The organism is Stenotrophomonas sp. STEN225 (assembly GCF_056756445.1).
This window is the reverse complement of sequence record NZ_JBRRBV010000003.1, coordinates 167934-188789: the sequence shown is the minus strand read 5'-3', so window position 1 is coordinate 188789 and position 20856 is coordinate 167934. Positions and strand designations below refer to the sequence as shown.

Below are 20856 nucleotides of genomic sequence, written 5' to 3'. Positions count from 1 at the left end.
TGCCCTCTGCAGGTGCCGGGTGCACCCCGGCACCACGCCTGCCCTCAGGGCCAGGCCGGCGGCGCGGCAGCCCAGGCCTGCTGTACTTCGGCCAGCGACGCGCGCTCGTCCTCGCGCCACTGCGGCAGCAGCTGCGCGTAGCGGCTGCTGTCGCTCCACTGCGACGGTTCGGTGCGCACGGCAGCGGCGTACCACTGCACTGCCTGCTCCTTCTGCCCCAGGCGCCACAGTGCCAACGCGTAGCTTGGCGGCAACCAGCTCGGCTTGCTGAGCGTACTGCCGGCGGCGGCCTGCCACTGCTCCAGCGCGGCCTCCGGCTGCCCCTGCCGCAGCAGGTCCCAACCATAGTTCCAGCGTACGCCGCGACCGACGCTGCTCTGCACCGGGGCATCCTTCAATGCTTCGCGGTACAGCTGCTCGCCAAGTTCGGTACGGCCCTGCGCGATCGCCACCGAGGCCAGCTGCACGGTGGCTTCCACCACGCGCCGGCCACGCTCGCGCTGCTTGAGCAGCTGCGCCACCAGGGCATCGCCCTGCGACTGCTGCACGACCACCATCGGCGCAGCCGCGGCATCGTTGTCGAAATAGAACTCCTGTGGCGCCGGCAATACCGGCGCCGCCCACGCGGAGGCCGCCCCCGAGACCAGCAGGATGCCGGTCAGGATCTTTACTGCCACTGACATTCCTTCTTCCCCCGGGCTGCGACCGCAGCCCCTCTCTCTCCTCCCGATCCTAACCGCAGCATGGCCGCCGGCGCGAGTGCCGGGGCCTGCGCGGCCTCACTGCTACAATTCGCGCCTTCCCCGTCGCGTGCCTGCACGCGGCCGGTGCCAGCCGATCCTGACCGGGCCAGCCATGACCAGTACCGCGCAACTCACCTCGCCCTCTTCCGCCGACCTGATCGACCGTGATTACACGCTCGATCACAAGTACACCCGCAACGAGGGACGGATCTACCTGAGCGGGGTGCAGGCGCTGGTGCGGCTGCCGCTGATGCAGCGGCTGCGGGATGCCGCCGAAGGCATCGATAGCGCGGGGTTCATCAGCGGCTACCGCGGCAGCCCCCTGGGCGGCTTCGATCTGGAACTGTGGCGCGCCCGCACGCACCTGGAGGCCGCGCGGGTGAAGTTCACCCCGGGCCTGAACGAGGACCTGGGCGCCACCATGGTCTGGGGCACCCAGCAGACCAACCTGTTCCCCGGCGCCAACGTACAGGGCGTGTTCGGCATGTGGTACGGCAAGGGCCCGGGCGTGGACCGCTGCGGCGACGTCTTCAAGCACGCCAATGCGGCAGGCACGTCCCGTCATGGCGGCGTGCTGGCGCTGGCGGCCGATGACCATGCCTGCCGCAGCTCCACCCTGCCGCACGGCAGCGAGGATGAATTCGTCAGCGCGATGATGCCGGTGCTGAATCCGGCGGGCGTGCAGGACATTCTCGACATGGGCCTGCTCGGCTGGGCGATGAGCCGGTATACCGGGCGCTGGGTCGGCTTCAAGACCATCGCCGAGACGGTGGAATCGTCGGCATCGGTCGACGTGGATCCGCTGGCGCGTCGCATCGTGCTGCCGGACGACTTCCCGATGCCGGCCGGCGGCCTCAACATCCGTTGGCCGGACCCGCCGCTGGACCAGGAGATGCGCCTGCACCGCTATGCCGTGAAGGCCGCGCAGGCCTTCGCCCGCGCCAACGGCATCGACCGGGTGGTGATGGACGCGCCGCGTGCACGGCTGGGCATCGTCACCACCGGCAAGAGCTACCTGGATGTGCTGCAGGCACTGGAGTACCTGGGCCTGGACGAGGCCGCCTGCGCCGACATCGGCATCCGCGTCTACAAGGTCGGCATGACCTGGCCGCTGGAGCCGGAAGGCATCGCCCGCTTCGCGCAGGGCCTGGACGACATCATCGTGGTGGAGGAGAAGCGCGCCTTCATCGAGCGGCAGATGAAGGAGCAGTTCTTCAACTGGCCGGCCAGCTGGGGCCCGCGCCCGTCCATCGTCGGCAAGTACGACGAAGCCGGTGAATGGATCCTGCCGTCCACCGGCGAGCTGACCCCGGCCACCATCGCCGGCGTGATCGGCCGGCGCATCCAGCGGTTCTTCAACAACGAGTCGATCGAACAGCGCCTGCAGTGGATGCAGCAGAAGGAGGCCGAGCTCGCGTTGCCGCGCGCCAGCTTCCCGCGCGTACCGCACTACTGCTCGGGCTGCCCGCACAACACCTCCACCACGGTGCCGGACGGTTCACGTGCGTTGGCCGGCATCGGTTGCCATTACATGGTGACCTGGATGGACCGCAGCACCGACACGTTCACCCACATGGGTGGCGAAGGCGTGACCTGGGCAGGGCAGGCGCCGTTCACCGATACCCCGCACGTGTTCCAGAATCTGGGCGACGGCACCTATTTCCACAGCGGCTCGCTGGCGATCCGCCAGGCGATCGCGGCCGGCGTCAACATCACCTACAAGATCCTCTACAACGATGCGGTGGCGATGACCGGTGGCCAGCCGGTGGATGGCCCGCTCAGCGTGCCGGATATCGCCCGGCAGATGCGCGCCGAAGGCATCCACACCATCGTGGTGCTGTCCGACGACATCGCCAAGTGGACCCGCCAGCGCGAGCATTTCCCCAGTGACATCGAGTTCCACGACCGCAGCGCGCTGGACGAGGTGCAGAAGCGCCTGCGCGAGGTGAAGGGGGTCTCGATCCTGATCTATGAACAGACCTGCGCCACCGAGAAGCGGCGGCGCCGCAAGCGCGGCAAGCTGGAAGATCCGGCCAAGCGCGTGATGATCAACTCGCTGGTCTGCGAGGGCTGCGGCGACTGTGGCAAGAAGAGCTTCTGCGTATCGGTGCTGCCGAAGGAAACCGAGTTCGGGCGCAAGCGCGAGATCGACCAGTCCAACTGCAACAAGGACTACTCGTGCGTGAATGGCTTCTGCCCGAGTTTCGTCACGGTGCATGGCGGGAAGCCGCGAAAGGGCAGCCGGCGCGATGCATCGTCCCTGCTGGACAACCTGCCGGCGCCGACGGTGCGCGGCAGCCTGGAGCAGCCCTGGAACATCCTCATCACCGGCGTGGGCGGTACCGGCGTGGTCACCATCGGCGCGTTGCTGGGCATGGCCGGCCACCTGGAGGGCAAGGGCGCCACGGTGCTCGACCAGACCGGCCTGGCGCAGAAGGGCGGCGCGGTGACCACCCATATCCGCATCGCACGCCGGCCGGAGGACATCCACGCCGTGCGCATCGCCGCCGGTGAGGCCGACCTCGTACTGGGCTGCGACATGGTGGTGGTCAACGATTACTGGGCACTGTCGAAGGTGCGCGCGGGCCGCTCGCAGGTCGTGCTCAACACCTACGAGGCGATGCCCGGCACGTTCACCACCCGTCCCGACATGCAGTTCCCGGCGGCCGACATCATCGCTGGCGTGCGCGTTGCGCTGGGCGGCGATGAGCCGCTGCTGCTCGATGCCACCCAACTGGCCACGGCGCTGCTGGGCGATGCGATCGCCGCGAACCTGTTCATCCTCGGCTACGCCTGGCAGCAGGGCCTGGTGCCGCTGTCGTTCGAATCGCTGATGCGTGCCATCGAGCTCAACGCCGCGGCGGTGGCGATGAACCAGCAGGCCTTCGCCTGGGGCCGGCTGGCGGCGATCGATCCGCAGGCCGTGCAGGAGGCCGCCGGCCTGGTGCGCAACCGCCATACCGATACCGAATCCACGCCCGGCCCGCTGCATCCGCTGCCACCGGGCGAATGGGAAGGCAACGAGTGGGGGGCCACCGCTGCGCCACGCAACACCGGCGACGAACGCGAACTGCGTGGCCTGCCCTCGCATGGCGGCGAGGTTGCCTTCCTGCCGCTGGACGACGCGCGCCTGTCGCGCTCGCTGGATGAAATGATCGAACGCCGCGCCGCGTTCCTGGTCGACTACCAGGACGCCGCCTACGCCGATCGCTACCGCAGCGTGGTCGAACGCGTGCGCGCCGCCGAACGCGAACGCATCGGCGGCTCGACCGCGCTGACCGAGACCGTGGCCCGCTATCTGTTCAAGCTGATGGCCTACAAGGACGAATACGAAGTCGCCCGCCTGTACACCAGCGGTGATTTCCAGCGCCGGCTGCAGCAGCAGTTCGAGGGTGACTACCAGCTGCGCTTCCATCTGGCGCCGCCGCTGTTCGCGAAGAAGGATGAACAGGGCCGGCTGCAGAAGAAGGAGTACGGTCCGTGGATGTTCAAGGCGTTCGGCCTGCTGGCGAAGCTGAAGTTCCTGCGGGGCGGTGCCTTCGATGTGTTCGGCCGCACTGCCGAGCGCCGCATGGAGCGCAAGCTGATCGGCGACTACGAAGCCACCGTGCAGCTGCTGCTGGACGGGCTGGACGACGGTCGCCTGGCGTTGGCCGTGGAGATCGCCAGCATCCCCGAGCACATCCGCGGCTTCGGCCATGTCAAGGAAGCGCATGTGGAGAGCGCCAAGGCGCGGGAAGCTGCGCTGCTGGCGCAGTGGCGCAACCCGAAGGCGCTTCATATCGTGCAGGTGGTGTAAAGCAAGCGAACGCAGACATCACGTTGCATGTCAACGATCGATTACATTTGACAGGGTGTAATCGAACGTAGACTTTGCTGACGTCAATGTGATCTAACGCATTGATGTCAAATTAATGTCAGCGTTCATTGACCATTGCCTAAAAGTAGTCATACGCATACATTGAGCACATGGCACTTCTAAAGACGACCGACGATCTAGGACTCACCATCCGTCAACGTCGCAGGGCGCTTGGCTGGGATCAAGCGGGACTGGCCGAACGTGCGGGGGTGAGCCGCCAGTGGATCATTGATATCGAGAAGGGCAAGCCTCGTGCCGAAATGCATCTGGTACTGCGGGTAATGAATGTCCTCGGCTTGAGGCTCAGCGCAGATGCGCCCACTGCGGATCGCATTCCCTCTACGCACAAAGCCCCCAGTATCGACGCGGTGGTAGCGTCCCACCGAGGTTCATCACACTCAACTTCGCCTCCCGCAGCCGGAACACGGCGTGCGAACCGTTCTGTAGGCGCTGGAGTGGATTTCAGCCGGATTATGGATGAGATCAAATACGAGTTGAGTTCCGCATCAAAACGTTCTGCCGCCATACGAGAGCAGTCAACGCCACCACCACCGAGCAAGCAGAGAAAATGAAACTCAACCTGCTGATGGGTGCCAGCAATGTCGGGATCGTGGAGCAAAACACCCATGGGCATCCCGAACTCACGTATGCTCCATCATGGGTTGCCTCATTGGACGCGGTGCCATTGTCGCTGAGCCTTCCTCTGGCTCAGCAGGTCCATCCCACACAGACGGTATCGGCTGTTCTGTGGGGCCTGCTGCCAGACAATGAAGCCACATTGGATCGGTGGGCCTCCGCCTTCCAGGTTTCTGCACGCAATCCACTCGGCATACTTTCACATGTCGGTGAAGAGTGCGCCGGAGCAATGCAGTTCATCACCGACGACCGCCTTGATCTGGTTGCTTCCGGCGCGCTCGACGCAATAACTCCACTGTCGGACGAGGACGTCGCCGCGAGACTGCAGCGAGTCCGGCAAGACGTGGGAGCCACTCGCAGGCCGGACGATCTCGGCCAGTTCAGCCTTGCAGGCGCCCAAGCAAAGATCGCGCTACTGCATACGGAACAGGGATGGGCTCTCCCATCCGGGCGCATTCCAACCACACATATTCTCAAACCGCCTAGCGGCGACTTCAGAGGATACGTGGAGAACGAAATGTTCTGCCTCGCATTGGCCAGGGAAATGGATCTCTCTACTGCCAACAGCAGCCGCCTTCAGATAGGCACGGAGTCGGCAATATGCGTGGAACGTTACGACCGCTATCAGGTCGATGGTCAGTGGTTCCGCCTGCACCAAGAGGACTTCTGCCAAGCCCTTGGTATTCGCCCCCACCTGAAGTATCAGAATCAAGGTGGACCGGGGCCGGCAGATCTCGGAAATGTTCTGTGGCAGCACTCAGGCAATCCCACGGAAGACGTACAGCGCCTGTTCGACGCGCTGGCGTTCAACTACTTCATTGGTGGCACCGACGCCCACGCGAAGAACTACTCCCTGTTGATCGACAGTGGAGGCCACACAAGGCTCGCGCCGCTGTATGACATTTCAAGCGCGCTTGCCTACCCGGAACTCGATGTCAGGGCAATCCGGATGGCCATGCGCATCGGCAGCCACTACAACTGGTGGGACATACGCTTGAATGACTGGGTGACCCTCTCGGAACAACTGCGACTGGATCCGTCCGATTGTCTGAAGCGAATGACGTTGATGGCATACCAGCTACCTGCGGAGGCCAGCGACGTTCATCAGTTGATGGAGCAGCAAGGCACCGCCCATGAGATTCTTCATCGCCTGGTCGAACAGATCCACATTTCCTGTGAAAGATTCATCCGGAAAGTCCAGGCAGCAGCCACCTGATCACCCCAGCCGCCACACCAACAGGCGGTTGTTGGCCGGCATCGCCACATCGCGCAGGCGGGTGAAGCCGCTTTCCGCGGCCAGCGCCTGCACGGCCTCCGCATCGCGGATGCCGCTGCGCGGATCCCGCGCCTTCAGCCAGGCATCGAACTGCGCGTTGCTGTCACTGGTGTAGCGGCCGCCGTAGTTGAAAGGGCCATACACCGCCAGCAGTGCGCCATGTCGCAGCACCGACGGCAACGCGGCAAACAGCGCCTGCACGTGCGCCCAGCTCATGATGTGCAGCGTATTGGCACTGAATGCGGCGTCGAACAGGCTGCCCTCGGGCACCGGCAGCCCTGCTGCCGGTGGCAGTTCCACCTGCAGCGCCACCGGCGGCAGCAGGTTCAGCAGTGCCGCCTCGGCGCGCCACGCCTCGATACCCGGCAGATGGTCCGGGTGGTCGCTGGGCTGCCAGCGCAGCCAGGGCCAGCGTTCGGCGAAGAACACGGCGTGCTGGCCGGTGCCGCTGCCGATCTCCAGTACCCGGTGGCGGTCGCCCATCCACGGATCGAGCGCGGCAGCGATCGGTTCGCGGTTGCGTTCGCAGGCTTCTGAATACGGCTTGCTCGACATCGGGACGGCACCGGACGGGGTCGGGCCATTGTGCACGAGGGAGGGTGTCCGGCAGGGCTGCGCCCTGCACCCACCGAAGCAACATCAACGTCAAAAGCGGACTATCCGTGGGTTGGCGGGGTGGGTCCGGTTGCGGGGGACGGCGTGAATACGTCCCTGTAGCCTCGGTCGCGCCATCCATGGCGCTCACGCCCCCGCAACCGGACCCACCCCGCCTTCGACAGTTGGCCGCGATCTGTCGGAAATACTCTTGGGGTCTGATACGTTTTCCACAGGAAAACGGATCTGACCCCGGAATTTGATTCGATATCCAACAGCTTTCGTCCACGCATGGCGTGGATCTGCTGGCCGCCGGCCAACTGTCGAAGGTGGGGCGCTGTGGGTTTGCGGGGTGTGAGCCGCATGGATGCGGCGACCAAGCCCCCATGGACGGGTTTACGGCGCCCCCGCAAACCCACAGCACCCCGCCATCCCACGGAATGCCCGCTTTTGACGTTGACGTTGATTCCAGCAGGTGCAGGGCGGCAAGCCCTGCCGCGCCCCACCCATGACTGCAGTCACTTGTGCTGATTGCCCTCCGCTGGCGAAAGTCGAGCAGTTGACGTGATCGGCTTGGCCCGTTGCCGGCCGCACGCGAGTGAGAGAGAGCGCTGTGCAACGACGTGAGTTCCTGGCTTTATCCGGTCTGGGCATGGCCGGCCTGCTGCTGCCGCACGCGCGGTTGATCGCCGCCGAGCAGCTGCTCGAACCGGGCGACATGGCCCGCAGGAAGGTGCTGGCCGAGGCCGCGCTGGCCGCTGCCAAGCGGGCCGGGGCGACCTACTGCGATGTGCGCATCGGCCGCTACCTCAACCAGGCCGTGATCACCCGCGAAGCGCGGGTGCAGAACGTCACCAACAGCGAGTCGTCCGGCATCGGCATCCGGGTCATCGTCAACGGTGCATGGGGCTTCGCCGCCACCCGCGAGCAGACCCCCGCCGCGGTCCTGGCCGCCGTCGGGCAGGCCGCCGCCATCGCACGCGCCAACGCCCCCCTGCAGAGCCGGCCGGTGCAGCTGGCACCGGTCACCGGCGTCGGCGATGTGAGCTGGAAGACCCCGATCCGCAAGAACGCGATGGCAGTGCCGATCCAGGACAAGGTCGACCTGCTGCTGAGCCTGAATGCGGCGGCGATGAACGCCGGTGCCGACTACATCAATTCCACCCTGTTCCTGGTCAACGAGCAGAAGTACTTCGCCTCCAGCGACGGCTCGTTCATCGACCAGGACATCCACCGCATCTGGCTGCCCTTCACGGCCACCGCCATCGACAAGGCCACCGGCAAGTTCCGCACCCGCGCCGGTCTGTCCTCGCCGATGGGCATGGGCTACGAGTTCCTCGATGGCGACGCGCGCGGCAAGGTGCAGCTGCCCGGCGGCATCACCGCCTACCGCGACTCCTACGATCCGGTTGAAGATGCGATCGCAGCGGCGCGGCATGCGCGCGAGAAGCTGAAGGCGCCGTCGGTGAAGCCCGGCAAGTACGATCTGGTACTGGATCCCTCCAACCTGTTCCTGACCATCCACGAGAACGTCGGCCATCCGTTGGAGCTGGACCGCGTGCTGGGCTACGAGGCCAACTACGCCGGCACCAGCTTCGCCACGCTGGACAAGCGCGATGCGGGCTTCCGCTGGGGCAGCGACATCGTCAACTTCTTTGCCGACAAGACCCAACCGGGCAGCCTCGGTGCCGTCGGCTATGACGACGAGGGCGTCAAGACGCTGCGCTGGGACCTGGTCCGCGACGGCATCCTGGTCGATTACCAGGCCACGCGCGATGAGGCACACATCCTCGGCCGCGATGCGTCGCATGGCTGCAGCTACGCCGATTCCTGGTCCAGCGTGCAGTTCCAGCGCATGGCCAATGTCTCACTGGCGCCGGGCAAGCAGCCACTGAGCGTGGAGGACATGATCAAGGACGTGGAGAACGGCATCTACATCCACGGCCGTGGTTCCTATTCCATCGACCAGCAGCGCTACAACGCGCAGTTCGGCGGCCAGCTGTACTACCAGATCAAGGACGGAAAGATCGCCGGCATGGTCGAGGACGCGGCCTACCAGATCCGCACGCCGGAGTTCTGGAACGCCTGTACGGCCATCTGCGACGAACGCGACTTCCGCCTTGGCGGCTCGTTCTTCGACGGCAAGGGCCAGCCGGGCCAGGTCTCGGCGGTGTCGCACGGTTCGTCCACCACCCGCTTCAACGGCATCAACATCATCAACACCGCGCGCAGTCTCGGCGCTTGAGCCACCCCATCGTTCATGGAGAGCAGCCTTGCACAGACGTGACTTCCTGGCCCTGACCGGGCTTACCGCGGGCGGCCTGATCGTGCCGTCCTTCTTCGGCAAGGTGATCGCCGCCGAGCAGCTGCAGTCCAGCCTTGACCCCGCGCTGAAGAAGCGCTTGGCCGATGCTGCCCTGCAGGCCGCCCGCAGTGCCGGCGCCACCTACTGCGACGTGCGCATCGGCCGCTATCTGCGGCAGTTCGTGATCACCCGCGAAGACAAGGTGCAGAACGTGGTGAACACCGAGTCCACCGGTGTGGGCATCCGCGTGATCGTCAACGGTGCCTGGGGCTTCGCCGCCACCAACGCACTGGGTACTGCCGACGTGGCCAGGGCCGCCCAGCAGGCTGCGGCCATCGCCAAGGCCAACGCTGGCGTGCAGAGCGCGCCGGTGCAGCTGGCCAGCACGCCCGGCGTGGGCGAGGTCAGCTGGCGCACGCCGATCCGCAAGAATGCGATGGAGGTGCCGATCAAGGAGAAGGTCGACCTGCTGCTGGACGTCAATGCCGCAGCGATCGGCGCCGGTGCCAGCTTCGTCAATTCGATGCTGTTCCTGGTCAATGAACAGAAGTACTTCGCATCCACCGATGGCTCCTACATCGACCAGGACGTGCACCGCATCTGGGCACCGATGACCGTCACCGCCATCGACAAGACCAGTGGCAAGTTCCGCACCCGCGAAGGCCTGTCTGCGCCGATGGGCCTGGGTTACGAGTATCTGGACGGCGCCGCCGCCGGCAAGGTCGTCAGCCCCAACGGCGTGGTCAACTACAGTTCCTCCTACGACATGAAGGAGGACGCCATCGCGGCCGCCAAGCAGGCGCAGGAGAAACTGAAGGCGCCGTCGGTGAAGCCGGGCAAGTACGACCTGGTACTGGACCCGTCGCACACCTGGCTGACCATCCACGAGTCGATCGGCCATCCGCTGGAGCTGGACCGCGTGCTCGGCTACGAGGCCAACTACGCCGGCACCAGCTTCGCCACCCTGGACAAGCGCGAGCAGCGCTTCCAGTACGGCAGCGAGCTGGTGAACGTGTTCGCCGACAAGACCCAGCCGGGCAGCCTCGGCGCGGTCGCGTACGACGATGAAGGCGTGAAGTGCAAGCGCTGGGACCTGATCAGCAACGGCAAGCTGGTCGACTACCAGACCATCCGCGACCAGGCCCACATCCTCGGCAAGACCGAGTCCGATGGCTGCTGCTATGCCGACTCGTGGTCCAGCGTGCAGTTCCAGCGCATGGCCAACGTGTCGATGGCGCCGGGAAAGACGCCGCTGAGCGTGCCGGACCTGATCAAGGACGTGGAGAACGGCATCTACATCATCGGCGACGGCTCGTTCTCGATCGACCAGCAGCGCTACAACGCCCAGTTCGGCGGCCAGCTGTTCTACGAGATCAAGAACGGCCAGATCACCCGCATGCTGGAGGACGTGGCCTACCAGATCCGCACGCCGGAGTTCTGGAACGCCTGCACCGCCGTGGCCGACGAACGCGATTACCGCCTGGGCGGCTCGTTCTTCGACGGCAAGGGCCAGCCGGGCCAGGTCTCGGCGGTTTCGCACGGCTCGTCGACCGCACGCTTCAACGGCATCAATGTCATCAACACCGCACGCAGCCTCGGCTGACCGGTCAGGAGCCCTTACACCATGAGTATCTTCACCGAAGCCCAGGCCAAGGCCATCCTCGACAAGGTCATCGCCCTGTCCAAGGCCGATGAATGCACCGCCGTGCTGGCGGGATCGATCGCCGGCAACATCCGTTTCGCCCTGAACAACGTTTCCACCAGCGGCATCGTGGACAACACCGAGCTTGCCGTTACCGTGGCCTTCGGCAAGCGCGTAGGCACCGCCTCGATCAACGAGTTCGACGACGCCGCACTGGAACGCGTGGTGCGCCGCGCCGAGGATCTGGCCCGCCTGGCACCGGAGAACCCGGAGTTCATGCCCGCCATCGGCAAGCAGACCTACCGGCCGAGCCCGACCTTCAGCGAGTCCACCGCCGCCATCGATCCGGCATTCCGCGCCAAGGTGGCCGCCGATTCGATCGCGCCCTGCCGTGGCAACGGACTGATTGCCGCAGGCTTCCTTGAAGATGGCCAGGGCTTCTACGCCACTGCCAACAGCAACGGCAACTTCGGTTACCAGCGCACCACCAACTTCGACTACACCTGCACCGTGCGTACCGAGGACGGCCGCGGATCGGGCTGGGTCGGCCGCAACCTGAAGGACGCGGCGGACTTCAAGGCCGACCAGGATGTCCGCATCGCCATGCGCAAGGCCACCGAGTCGGCCGAAGCCAAGGCGCTGGAGCCGGGCAAGTACACGGTCATCCTGGAGCCGGCCGCGGCCGCAGGCCTGATCAGCTTCATGATGAATTTCTTCAGTGCGCGCTCGGCCGACGAAGGCCGCAGCTTCCTGTCGAAGAAGGGCGGCGGCAACAAGCTCGGTGAGCAGGTCTACGACCCACGCGTGAACATGTATGCCGATCCGTGGCACCCGGAAGCGCCGGTGCTGCCGTGGGACAACGAGGGCATGCCGCGCGAGCGCCTGGCCATCATCGAGAACGGCAAGGTGGCCAACCTGGACTACTCGCGCTTCTGGGCGCAGAAGCAGGGCAAGACCGCCAAGGCCACGCCGGGCAACCTGCTGATGAGCGGCGGCGAGAAGAGCACCGCCGAGCTGGTGCGTGGCACCCAGAAGGGCATCCTGGTCACCCGCACCTGGTACATCCGCATGGTCGATCCGCAGACCGTGCTGCTGACCGGCCTGACCCGTGACGGCACCTTCTACATCGAGAACGGCCAGATCAAGCACCCGGTGAAGAACTTCCGCTTCAACGAATCGCCGGTGATCATGCTCAACAACATCGAAGAGCTGGGCAAGCCGGTGCGCGTGGCCGGCGACGAGTCGAGCTTCGTGATGATGATCCCGCCGATGAAGCTGCGCGATTTCACCTTCACCTCGTTGTCCGACGCCGTCTGATGGATCGCCGGGCCTGCCTGCGCTGGTTGGCTGCTGCCGCTTCGGCGGCCGCGCTTCCGGCCTGGGCACAGGCAGGCCCGCGCAGTTCGCGCTACGACTTCTGGTTCACCCGCCTGCAGTACGACTCGGGCGACTGGGACGTGGACGCGCGCATGCCGTCCAACCTGATCACTTCGCTGATCGACTACACCTCGCTGCGCGTGGACCCGCAGGAACACGTGGTGGCACTGGCCGACCCACGCATGCTGGAAGCCCCCTTCTGCTACCTGGCCGGGCACACGCTGGTGGAATTCAACGCGGCCGAGCGGCAGAACTTCGTGCGCTACGTGCGCAACGGAGGCTTCGTCTTCGTCGATGACTGCAACCATGACATCGATGGCCTGTTCGCAACCTCGTTCGAGGCGCAGATGGGCCGCCTCTTCGGGCCCCGGGCGCTGCAGAAGCTGCCCAACAGCCACGCGCTGTACCGCAGCTTCTTCCGCTTCCCCGATGGACCACCGGCCACCAGCTTCGAGCTGAACGGCTGGGGCGACGATCTGGTGCACGACTATCTGAAGGGCATCGAGGTCGATGGCCGCCTGGGCGTGCTGTACAGCAACAAGGATTATGGCTGCGAGTGGGATTACGACTGGCGCAACAAGCGCTTCCTGGCCGAGGACAACACGCGCTTCGGCGTCAACATCGTGATGTACGCATTGAACAATTGAGTGAGAGCCCCCCATGACCCGCCCTGATCTCGATTCCCTGCTGCCGCGCCTGCACGATCTGCGCGCCGCCCTGGCCCGTGCCGTGGTCGGCCAGCACACGGTGGTCGAGCAGCTGCTGATCGGACTGCTGGCCGGCGGCCACTGCCTGCTGGAAGGCGCGCCCGGCCTGGGCAAGACCCTGCTGGTGCGTTCGCTGGGGCAGGCGCTGGAGCTGCAGTTCCGACGCGTGCAGTTCACGCCGGACCTGATGCCCAGCGACATTCTGGGTACCGAGCTGCTGGAGGAAGACCACGGCACCGGCCATCGTCATTTCCGCTTCCAGCAGGGGCCGGTCTTCACCAATCTGCTGCTGGCGGATGAGCTCAACCGCACGCCACCCAAGACCCAGGCCGCGCTGCTGGAAGCCATGCAGGAACGCACCGTCAGCTATGCCGGCACCACCTATGCGCTGCCCGCGCCGTTCTTCGTGCTGGCCACGCAGAATCCGATCGAACAGGCCGGTACCTATCCGCTGCCGGAGGCCCAGCTGGACCGCTTCCTGCTGCACGTCCTGGTCGATTACCCCAGCGAGGCCGAGGAGCGCCAGATCCTGGAACAGACCACCGGCGGTGCCGGCGAGGCGGTGCCGAAGGTGATGGACGCCGCTGCGGTCATCGCCCTGCAGGCGGCAGTGCGCCAGGTGCACGTCAGCCCCGATGTGCTGGCCTGGATCACGCGGCTGGTGCGTGCCAGCCGACCCGGGCCGGAAGCGCCCGCGGCGATCAACCAGTGGGTTAAGTGGGGTGCGGGACCACGCGCCGGGCAATCGCTGGTGCTCGCGGCCAAGGCGCGCGCGTTGCTGCAGGGCCGCTTCGCCGCCACCCGCGAGGACGTGCAGGCCCTGGCTGCACCGGTGATGCGCCACCGCCTGCTGCTGTCGTTCGCCGCCGAAGCCGAACAGAAGCGCGCCGACGACGTGGTCGCCGCTCTGCTGCACGCCGTGCCGTTCCCCGGGTGATCCACGCGTGAGTGCTGGCACGCTGGTCCTGCCTCCCGAACTGCGAGCGCGCCTGCGCGCGCTGCGGTTGCGGCCACGTCTGGCCAGCGGCGCGAGCGGCATCGGCCAGCACGCGAGCCGCAGTCGTGGCGCCGGCCTGGAATTCGCCCAGTACCGCGCCTACGAACCTGGCGATGAACTGCGCCAGATCGACTGGAAACTGTACGCGCGCTCGGACCGCTTCTTCGTGCGCGAGTCGGAGCGCGAAAGCCCGATCACGGTGTGGCTGCTGCTCGATGCGACCGCATCGGCCGGCCAGTCCGACCGTGGCGCGCCGGCACGCAGCCGCCTGGATCACATGCGCATGCTGGCCGCCTGTGTCTGCGAGCTGGCACTGCAGCAGGGCGATCATTTCGGCCTGCTGACCGTCACCGGCGACGGCCTGCAGCTGGTACCCGCAGCGCAGGGCGCACGCCAGCGCGACCGCGTGCACCTGCAACTGCATGCCCTGCAGCCACGAGGCGGCTGGCCCGCCCGTGACACGCTGCGCCCGCTGTGGGAGCGCGTTCGCCCGGGCGACCTGCTGCTGGCCATCGGCGATGGTTTTGATGACGCCGGCATCGTGCTGCTGGAGCAGCTGGCCAGTGCACGCCGCGAGGTACTGCTGCTGCAGGTGCTGACCGCCGACGAGCGCGACTTCCCGTTCGATGCCGGCCATCGGTTCCGCGACCCTGAAACCGGCGAGGAACTGCTCGGCGATGGCGCGGCGATCCGCGCCGACTACCTGCAGCGTTTCACCGCTGCACACACGGCACTGCACCTGCGGCTGCAGGCCAGTGGCATCGCCAGTGCCACCGGCTGGCTCGATCAACCGGTGGACCAGCCGCTGCAGGCGCTGTTCGGCCGCGGGGACGGCGCGTGAGCCTGCTGTTTCCGCTCGGGCTGGCCGCACTGGCGGCGTGGCTGCTGCCGCTGCTGATCCATCTCGCGCGTCGCCATCCCTACACGCCGCTGGACTTCGCCGCGCTGCGCTGGCTGCGTGCACGGATCCGCCCGCGCCAGCGCGTCCGCTTCGATGACTGGCCGCTGCTGCTGGTGCGGTTGCTGCTGCTTGCCGCGCTGGCCGTGCTGCTGGCGCGGCCGGCATTGACCGGACCGGCGCCGGCTACCGGCGCATGGACGGTCGTCGCACCCGGTCTGGATGCGACCGCGCTGCATGCCGGCGCTCCTGCCGACGACGACAACTGGCGCTGGCTTGCGCCCGGATTCCCCACCGTCGACCAGCCACCACCAGCCACGGATGTGGCCCTGCCCAGCCTGCTGCGCGAACTGGATGCGCAGCTGCCGACCGGCACCGCGCTGACCGTGCACGTGCCCGATCCGCTGCCCGGCCTCGACGGCATGCGCCTGCATCTCTCGCGGGCGGTGCGATGGCAGACACATCCCCGTGCGACCGCCGCAACGGCCGCGCCCACCCCGCTGCCGCAACTGCGCATGCACGCTGATGCCCCGGCCGCGGCACAGCGCTGGCTGGCTGCGCTGCAGCGCGCATGGGGCACCCGATCACCCGCGCCCGTCCTGCCTGCGGATGCGCTGCCCGCTCCGGGCGAAGTCGGTGTCTGGAGCCGCGCCGATGCGCTGCCCGCTCACTGGCAGGCATGGCTGCAGGCCGGTGGCAGCGTGCTGACCGCCGCCCGGCCGGCAGCGGATGCACGCGCGCTGCTGCGCGACGCCGAAGGCGCCACGCTGCTGTGGCAGCAGCGCGTTGGCCACGGCCGCCTGCTGTTCCTGCCCGGCGAATGGAACGCCGCAGGCAATGCCGCGCTGCGCGATGCCCGCCTGCCGCACACCCTGCTGCAGGCGTTGCAACCCGCGCCGCCGCCGCGCTCAGGCGATGCGCAGGATCACGCACCGCGCCAGGTCGCCCTGCCGGCTGCCACGCCTGCCGTGCGTGAGCCCACCGCCTGGCTGCTGCTGGCCATCGTGTTGTTGTTTGCACTGGAGCGCTGGATGGCCAGCAGCGCGCGGCGGAGGCTGCCCGCATGACGATGCTGCAACGCGCCTGGCAGCGCGCACGGCGCCGTAGCGGCGCCATCACTCTGCTGCTGGGACTGCCGTGGGCGCTGGCCGCGACCACGCTTGCACTGCGCCTGGGCGGTTTCGATATCGCCTGCATCGTTGCGACGGCCACTCTGCTCGCCTGCACGGTGCTGGCCACGGTCCGTGCCCGCCGCCTGGATCGCCGCTGGGTGCAGCGCCGGCTTGACGGCAGCGGGGCCAGCGAAGACAGCGCCGACCTGCTGTTCGCCGATCCTGCCGCACTCAATCCGCTGCAGCAGCGCCAGCGCGACCATGTGCAGGCCGCGCTCGAACGCGCCATGCCGGAACTGCGTCCGCGCTGGCCGCGCGGCGCGTTGCTGCTGTGCTGGGTCGGAGGGATCGCCGTCGCACTGCTTGCGTTGGGCTGGCCACGGTCTGGTCCGTCCATGCCGGGCGTGTCCTCGTCGCGCCCCGCTGCCCCGGCAGTTGTGGGCCCGTTGCAGCTGCAGTCCACCCGCCTGCGCATCGAGGCTCCGGCCTATACGGGTCAACCACCCCGTAACCAGAACGCACTCGATGCCAAGGTCGCCGCCGACAGCCGCCTGTCCTGGTCGCTGCGCTTCGATCGTGCGCCCCGCAGCGCATGGCTGCAGTTCCACGATGGCCGGCGCGTACCGCTGAACGAGCGCGACGGCCACTGGCAGGCGCAGGATGTGGCCCGTGCACCGGTGCTGTACCGCGTGGTCAGCGAACCGGCACTGGCCACGACACGCCTGTACCGCCTGGACGTGGTGGCGGACCGCGCCCCGACCGTACGCGTGCTGGAGCCCGCTGCCAGCCTGGTACTGGGCACGCCCGGGCAGCGCCAGTGGGCACTGCGCTTCGAGGCCAGCGACGATCACGGCGTGGCCACGCAGGCCCGCCTGTCGATCACCCTCACCCAGGGCAGCGGCGAGAACATCACCTTCGTCCAGCGCAGCGTGACGCTCACCGGCAGTGGCGAAGCAACGGCGCGACGGTTCGCTCACACGCTGGATCTGGGTGCACTGGGAGCGCAGCCCGGCAACGATGTGATCGCGCAGCTGGAAGTGCGCGACAACCATGCCCCGACGCCCCAGACCGGCCGCAGCAGCAGCGTGATCCTGCGCCTGCCCAGCAGCGAGGCGGTGCTGGGCGCTGAGCTGGAAGGCCGCATCAAGAAGACCCTGCCGGCCTACTTCCGCAGCCAACGGCAGATCATCCTCGATGCGGAGGCGCTGATCCGCCAGCGGCGCAGCCTGGCCGCCGATGACTTCGTCAAGCGCAGCGACGCCATCGGCGTCGACCAGCGCATCCTGCGCCTGCGCTACGGCCAGTTCCTTGGCGAAGAGAGCGAAGGCGCGCCGAAGCCACCGCCGACCAGCGACCTGCCCACCAGTGACATCCCCACCGCAGACGACCACGACGGCGATCACGACCATGATCACGACCACGCGGCGCAGCCGCAGGCCGGCGACCACGATGCGCATGGCCACGACCACGGCGGCAACGCAGGCAACGCCGATACGCCACCGGTGTTCGGCAGCGCCACGGACGTGCTGACCGAGTATGGCCACACGCACGACCACGCCGAGGCGGCGACCCTGCTCGATCCGCAGACCCGCGCGACGTTGAAGGCGGCACTCGACCAGATGTGGGCCTCCGAAGGCGAGCTGCGCCAGGGACGCCCGGAGCAGGCGCTGCCGTACGCCTACAAGGCACTGGGATTCATCAAGCAGGTCCAGCAGGCCGAACGCATCTACCTGGCCCGCGTCGGCCCGGAACTGCCGCCCATCGATGAGGGCCGGCGCCTGGGCGGTGACCGCGCCGGGCTGGCCAGCCGACAGCTGCCACTGACGGCACGCACGGCACCGGACCCCGCCATCGTCGAGGCCTGGCAACGACTGGGGGACGGCGACGGCACGCCGGATCTGGACGCGCTGGCGGACTGGCAGCAGCGCAATGCGACCTACCTGCCCGACGCGCTCGACCTGGCGGCCGCCATCGAACAGCTGCGCATCGAGCCGGGCTGTGCCAACTGCCGGCAGCGCCTGCGGGCACAGCTGTGGAGGGCGCTGCAGCGCCCCGTGCCGCAGGCCACACGTCGCAGCACGGCCGATGCGATGGGGCAGCGATACCTGGATGCACTGGAGGCGCAGCCATGAACCTGTCGGCACCGGCTCTGTGGGTCGCGCTTGTCCTGGTGCTGATCGTGTTCGTCGCCAGCGCGCGCCAGCTGCGCGCACCGGCGCGACCGCGTGGCCCGCTGTTGGCCGTGCTCGGCCTGCAGGTCATCGCCGCTGCACTGCTGTACGCATGCCTGCTGCCGCCCGCACGGCAGCAGCCCGCTGCGGGCCTGGTGGTGCTGGGTGCCGATGCCGGAAGGGCCAGCGCGCAGCCGGCAAGCGAGGGACCGCTCATCCTGTTGCCCGAAGCCGCCCAGGTGCCGGGCGCGACGCGTGTGCCGGACCTGGCGACCGCGCTGCGCCAGCATCCCTCGACGCGGCTGACCCTGGTCGGCGCCGGCCTGGAGGCACGCGACCGCGACGCCACGCTGCCCGCGCAGGTCCATTGGCAGGCACCGCCCGCCCCTCGCGGCTGGACCGCGCTGCAGCTGCCCGCGGATGTCGCCCCTGGCGCGCGCTTCGACGTGCAGGCGCAGGCCCGCGGCGTCCCCCGCGCACAGGCTGAGCTGCTGGACCCGGCTGACACGGTGATCGACCGCGCCCCGCTGACCGAGGACGGACGGGTACGACTGAGTGGCGTGGCCCGTGCCGAAGGCCGCAGCGTGTTCCGCCTGCGCCTGCTGGATGGCGAAGGCCATGTCGTCGATACCGTTCCCGTGCCCCAGCAGACCCTGCCGGCCACGCGGGTCCGCCTGCAGATCCGCGCCGGCACGCCGGGACCCGAACTGAAATACCTGCGACGCTGGGCCACCGATGCCGGCATCGACGTGCAGATGCAGGCCGACACGGGCGCCGGCCTCAGCATCAGCGAAGGTCAGGTCGGTCTGGACGCGGCATCATTGGCGCGCACCGACCTGCTGCTGCTGGACGAGCGCAGCCTGGCCACGCTGGGGAGTGGCCAGCTCGCAGCGGTGCGCCAGGCCATGCACGAGGGCCTGGGTGTGCTGGTCCGCAGTGCCGGCGTGCCATCGGCCGGAGCGCGGCAACGCCTGCGTGAGCTCGGCCTGCCCGTGCAGGGCGATGGCGCCAGCCGCAGCGTCACGCTGCCCGGCGATGGTGACAGCGCGATGCTGGCAGCCCGACGCGGTCCGCTGGCGTCCGGCACGCTGCCCACCCGCGATGGCGAAGAGGCTGATCGTGATTCGCATGCCGCCGCGCTGCCCACCTTGGAACAGCTTGCGCTGCAGGTGCCTGCCACCACCGCACTGCTGCACGACCGCAGTGGCGCTGCCATCGGAGGCTGGCGCGATGCCGGCAAGGGCCGCATCGGCCTGCTGCCGCTGACCGACACGTGGCGCTGGGTGCTGGCCGGCCGCGACGATCGCCATGGCGAGCTGTGGAGCGATGTGGTCGGCACCCTGGCGCGCGCGCAGGGCGGCAGCACCGCGCCGTGGTCGCCGCAGCCGATTGCGTGGGCCGGGGAACGACAGGCCCTGTGCGATGTGCAGGCGCCGTTGCAGGTGTTCGATGCACAGGGCGCGTCGGTGGCGCTGATCGTGGACGGCGGTACCGGCAGCGCACGCTGTGCCGGCTGGTGGCCACGCGAGGCCGGTTGGCACCGGTTGCAGCAGGGCGAACGCTCCTACTGGCGCTATGTGTTCGACAGGACGGATGCAGCGGCGCTGCACCGGCAGGGAATGATCGATGCGACGGCGCAGGCCCTGGCCACCTCCGCACCGGTCAAGGCACAGGCGACACAGCCCGTGCCGGGATCACGCTGGCCATGGTGGCTGGCCTTCGTGCTGTGTGCGTCGCTGCTGTGGTGGCTGGAACGGCGGCCGCCCGGCGTTGCCCGTACGGCATAGCTTCCCCCCATCCTTCGCTCACTTCAGCGGCGGTGCACCACCGCAACCCTCCTGCTGCGCACAGAACTGCAGCGCGCGACGCTGCTGTTCCGCGCTCAGTTCCGGCGGTGGCCGTGCGATGGCGGACTGGATCTGATCCGGCCCCCCGGTGATCTTGTTCAAGCCCTTGCCCGCCGCCAGCAAGCCCTTGACCACGCCCATCATCACGTAGCCGCCGGCCATGCTTACCTGCTCGGGCGTCGGCGGTTCACTCCAGTTGCGGCTGAAGCGGTTGTTCTCGATCTTCACCGGGTTCCTGAAGCGGTACAGATCCAGTGGCTGATCGTCTTCAGGCTTCAGCGCGCGCACTTCGCCGAGGGTGGTGACGTTGCCCTGCGCGGGCGTGCCTTCGGGGGTCACGACAGGCTCCGGCGGTGCGGCGACGGTCTGCCCGGGTTCGGGCACCACCGATACGGGTGATGGCGCCTGCTGCGCCTGCGCGGTACCGGCCAGCACCAGGCCGGCCAGAAGTGCTCCCTGCGTTGCTCGTCGTGCCACCCCTACCGCCCCTGTTGGTTGCATCCTTCGCCTGAGGATACGGATGGCGGCTTCAGATTTCGTTGGAACGGCGCGCGCTGTTCAGCCCGCGCTGAAGTGGACTGCACGTCCGCGCCCGCGAGGTGCACCTGTCATTTGTTCGAGGCGGGCCAGCCCGTTGTTCCGGCGCACGCGGCAGGCGTTTCACTGGATTCGACGTCCGGCTGCCGCCCGCG

Annotated in this window: 15 protein-coding genes; 12 read left to right on the top strand and 3 right to left on the bottom strand. The window is 67.7% G+C overall.

Going from position 1 to position 20856, the window contains the following annotated elements:
• Nucleotides 1-44: 44 nt before the first annotated feature.
• Nucleotides 45-683, bottom strand: coding sequence for a tetratricopeptide repeat protein (locus ACVOJ1_RS04800; RefSeq protein WP_065182080.1), 639 nt, complete (start codon nucleotides 681-683; stop codon nucleotides 45-47).
• A 172-nt stretch (nucleotides 684-855) separates the two neighbouring features.
• On the opposite strand from ACVOJ1_RS04800, the gene ACVOJ1_RS04795 reads away from it, so the two are divergent.
• The 3 genes from ACVOJ1_RS04795 (at nucleotide 856) to ACVOJ1_RS04785 (ending at nucleotide 6454) form a co-directional block, all read left to right on the top strand.
• On the top strand, nucleotides 856-4542 hold the full coding sequence (locus ACVOJ1_RS04795) for an indolepyruvate ferredoxin oxidoreductase family protein (protein WP_346480078.1): 3687 nt from the start codon (nucleotides 856-858) through the stop codon (nucleotides 4540-4542).
• 170 nt (nucleotides 4543-4712) lie between these two features.
• Nucleotides 4713-5174: a helix-turn-helix transcriptional regulator gene (locus ACVOJ1_RS04790; protein WP_263176733.1), complete on the top strand. Its 462-nt coding sequence runs from the start codon at nucleotides 4713-4715 to the stop codon at nucleotides 5172-5174.
• Nucleotides 5171-6454: a type II toxin-antitoxin system HipA family toxin gene (locus tag ACVOJ1_RS04785; RefSeq protein WP_263176731.1), complete on the top strand. Its 1284-nt coding sequence runs from the start codon at nucleotides 5171-5173 to the stop codon at nucleotides 6452-6454. The genes ACVOJ1_RS04790 and ACVOJ1_RS04785 overlap by 4 nt, the downstream gene beginning before the upstream one ends.
• Here ACVOJ1_RS04785 and ACVOJ1_RS04780 read toward each other — a convergent pair whose 3' ends face one another.
• Nucleotides 6455-7069 (bottom strand): class I SAM-dependent methyltransferase, encoded by a 615-nt coding sequence (locus ACVOJ1_RS04780; protein ID WP_263176730.1) that lies wholly within the window; start codon nucleotides 7067-7069, stop codon nucleotides 6455-6457. It abuts the gene before it with no gap.
• A gap of 652 nt (nucleotides 7070-7721) precedes the next feature.
• On the opposite strand from ACVOJ1_RS04780, the gene ACVOJ1_RS04775 reads away from it, so the two are divergent.
• From ACVOJ1_RS04775 to ACVOJ1_RS04735, 9 genes are read left to right on the top strand one after another with little or no spacing between them, the layout of a single operon-like run.
• On the top strand, nucleotides 7722-9353 hold the full coding sequence (locus ACVOJ1_RS04775; protein WP_065182083.1) for a TldD/PmbA family protein: 1632 nt from the start codon (nucleotides 7722-7724) through the stop codon (nucleotides 9351-9353).
• A gap of 28 nt (nucleotides 9354-9381) precedes the next feature.
• Nucleotides 9382-11016, top strand: a complete 1635-nt coding sequence (locus tag ACVOJ1_RS04770; RefSeq protein ID WP_074902370.1) for a TldD/PmbA family protein — start codon at nucleotides 9382-9384, stop codon at nucleotides 11014-11016.
• A 21-nt stretch (nucleotides 11017-11037) separates the two neighbouring features.
• The gene (locus tag ACVOJ1_RS04765; protein WP_053515946.1) at nucleotides 11038-12372 is read left to right on the top strand and encodes a TldD/PmbA family protein; all 1335 of its coding nucleotides are present in this window, start codon (nucleotides 11038-11040) and stop codon (nucleotides 12370-12372) included.
• Nucleotides 12372-13079: a DUF4159 domain-containing protein gene (locus tag ACVOJ1_RS04760; RefSeq protein WP_065174125.1), complete on the top strand. Its 708-nt coding sequence runs from the start codon at nucleotides 12372-12374 to the stop codon at nucleotides 13077-13079. Before ACVOJ1_RS04765 ends, ACVOJ1_RS04760 begins: the two co-directional genes overlap by 1 nt.
• A 13-nt stretch (nucleotides 13080-13092) precedes the next feature.
• Entirely contained in the window at nucleotides 13093-14076 is a 984-nt protein-coding gene (locus ACVOJ1_RS04755) for an AAA family ATPase (RefSeq protein WP_053515950.1), read from the top strand.
• Nucleotides 14077-14083: 7 nt separating this feature from the next.
• Entirely contained in the window at nucleotides 14084-14977 is an 894-nt protein-coding gene (locus ACVOJ1_RS04750; RefSeq protein ID WP_346480077.1) for a DUF58 domain-containing protein, read from the top strand.
• Nucleotides 14974-16101, top strand: a complete 1128-nt coding sequence (locus tag ACVOJ1_RS04745) for a BatA domain-containing protein (protein ID WP_346480076.1) — start codon at nucleotides 14974-14976, stop codon at nucleotides 16099-16101. The genes ACVOJ1_RS04750 and ACVOJ1_RS04745 overlap by 4 nt, the downstream gene beginning before the upstream one ends.
• The gene (locus ACVOJ1_RS04740) at nucleotides 16098-18278 is read left to right on the top strand and encodes a hypothetical protein (RefSeq protein ID WP_346480075.1); all 2181 of its coding nucleotides are present in this window, start codon (nucleotides 16098-16100) and stop codon (nucleotides 18276-18278) included. The genes ACVOJ1_RS04745 and ACVOJ1_RS04740 overlap by 4 nt, the downstream gene beginning before the upstream one ends.
• Nucleotides 18275-20104, top strand: a complete 1830-nt coding sequence (locus ACVOJ1_RS04735; RefSeq protein ID WP_065182087.1) for a hypothetical protein — start codon at nucleotides 18275-18277, stop codon at nucleotides 20102-20104. Before ACVOJ1_RS04740 ends, ACVOJ1_RS04735 begins: the two co-directional genes overlap by 4 nt.
• Before the next feature lie 18 nt (nucleotides 20105-20122).
• On the opposite strand, the gene ACVOJ1_RS04730 is transcribed toward ACVOJ1_RS04735, so the two are convergent.
• Nucleotides 20123-20665: a hypothetical protein gene (locus ACVOJ1_RS04730; protein WP_197572009.1), complete on the bottom strand. Its 543-nt coding sequence runs from the start codon at nucleotides 20663-20665 to the stop codon at nucleotides 20123-20125.
• Between the last annotated feature and the right edge of the window lie 191 nt (nucleotides 20666-20856).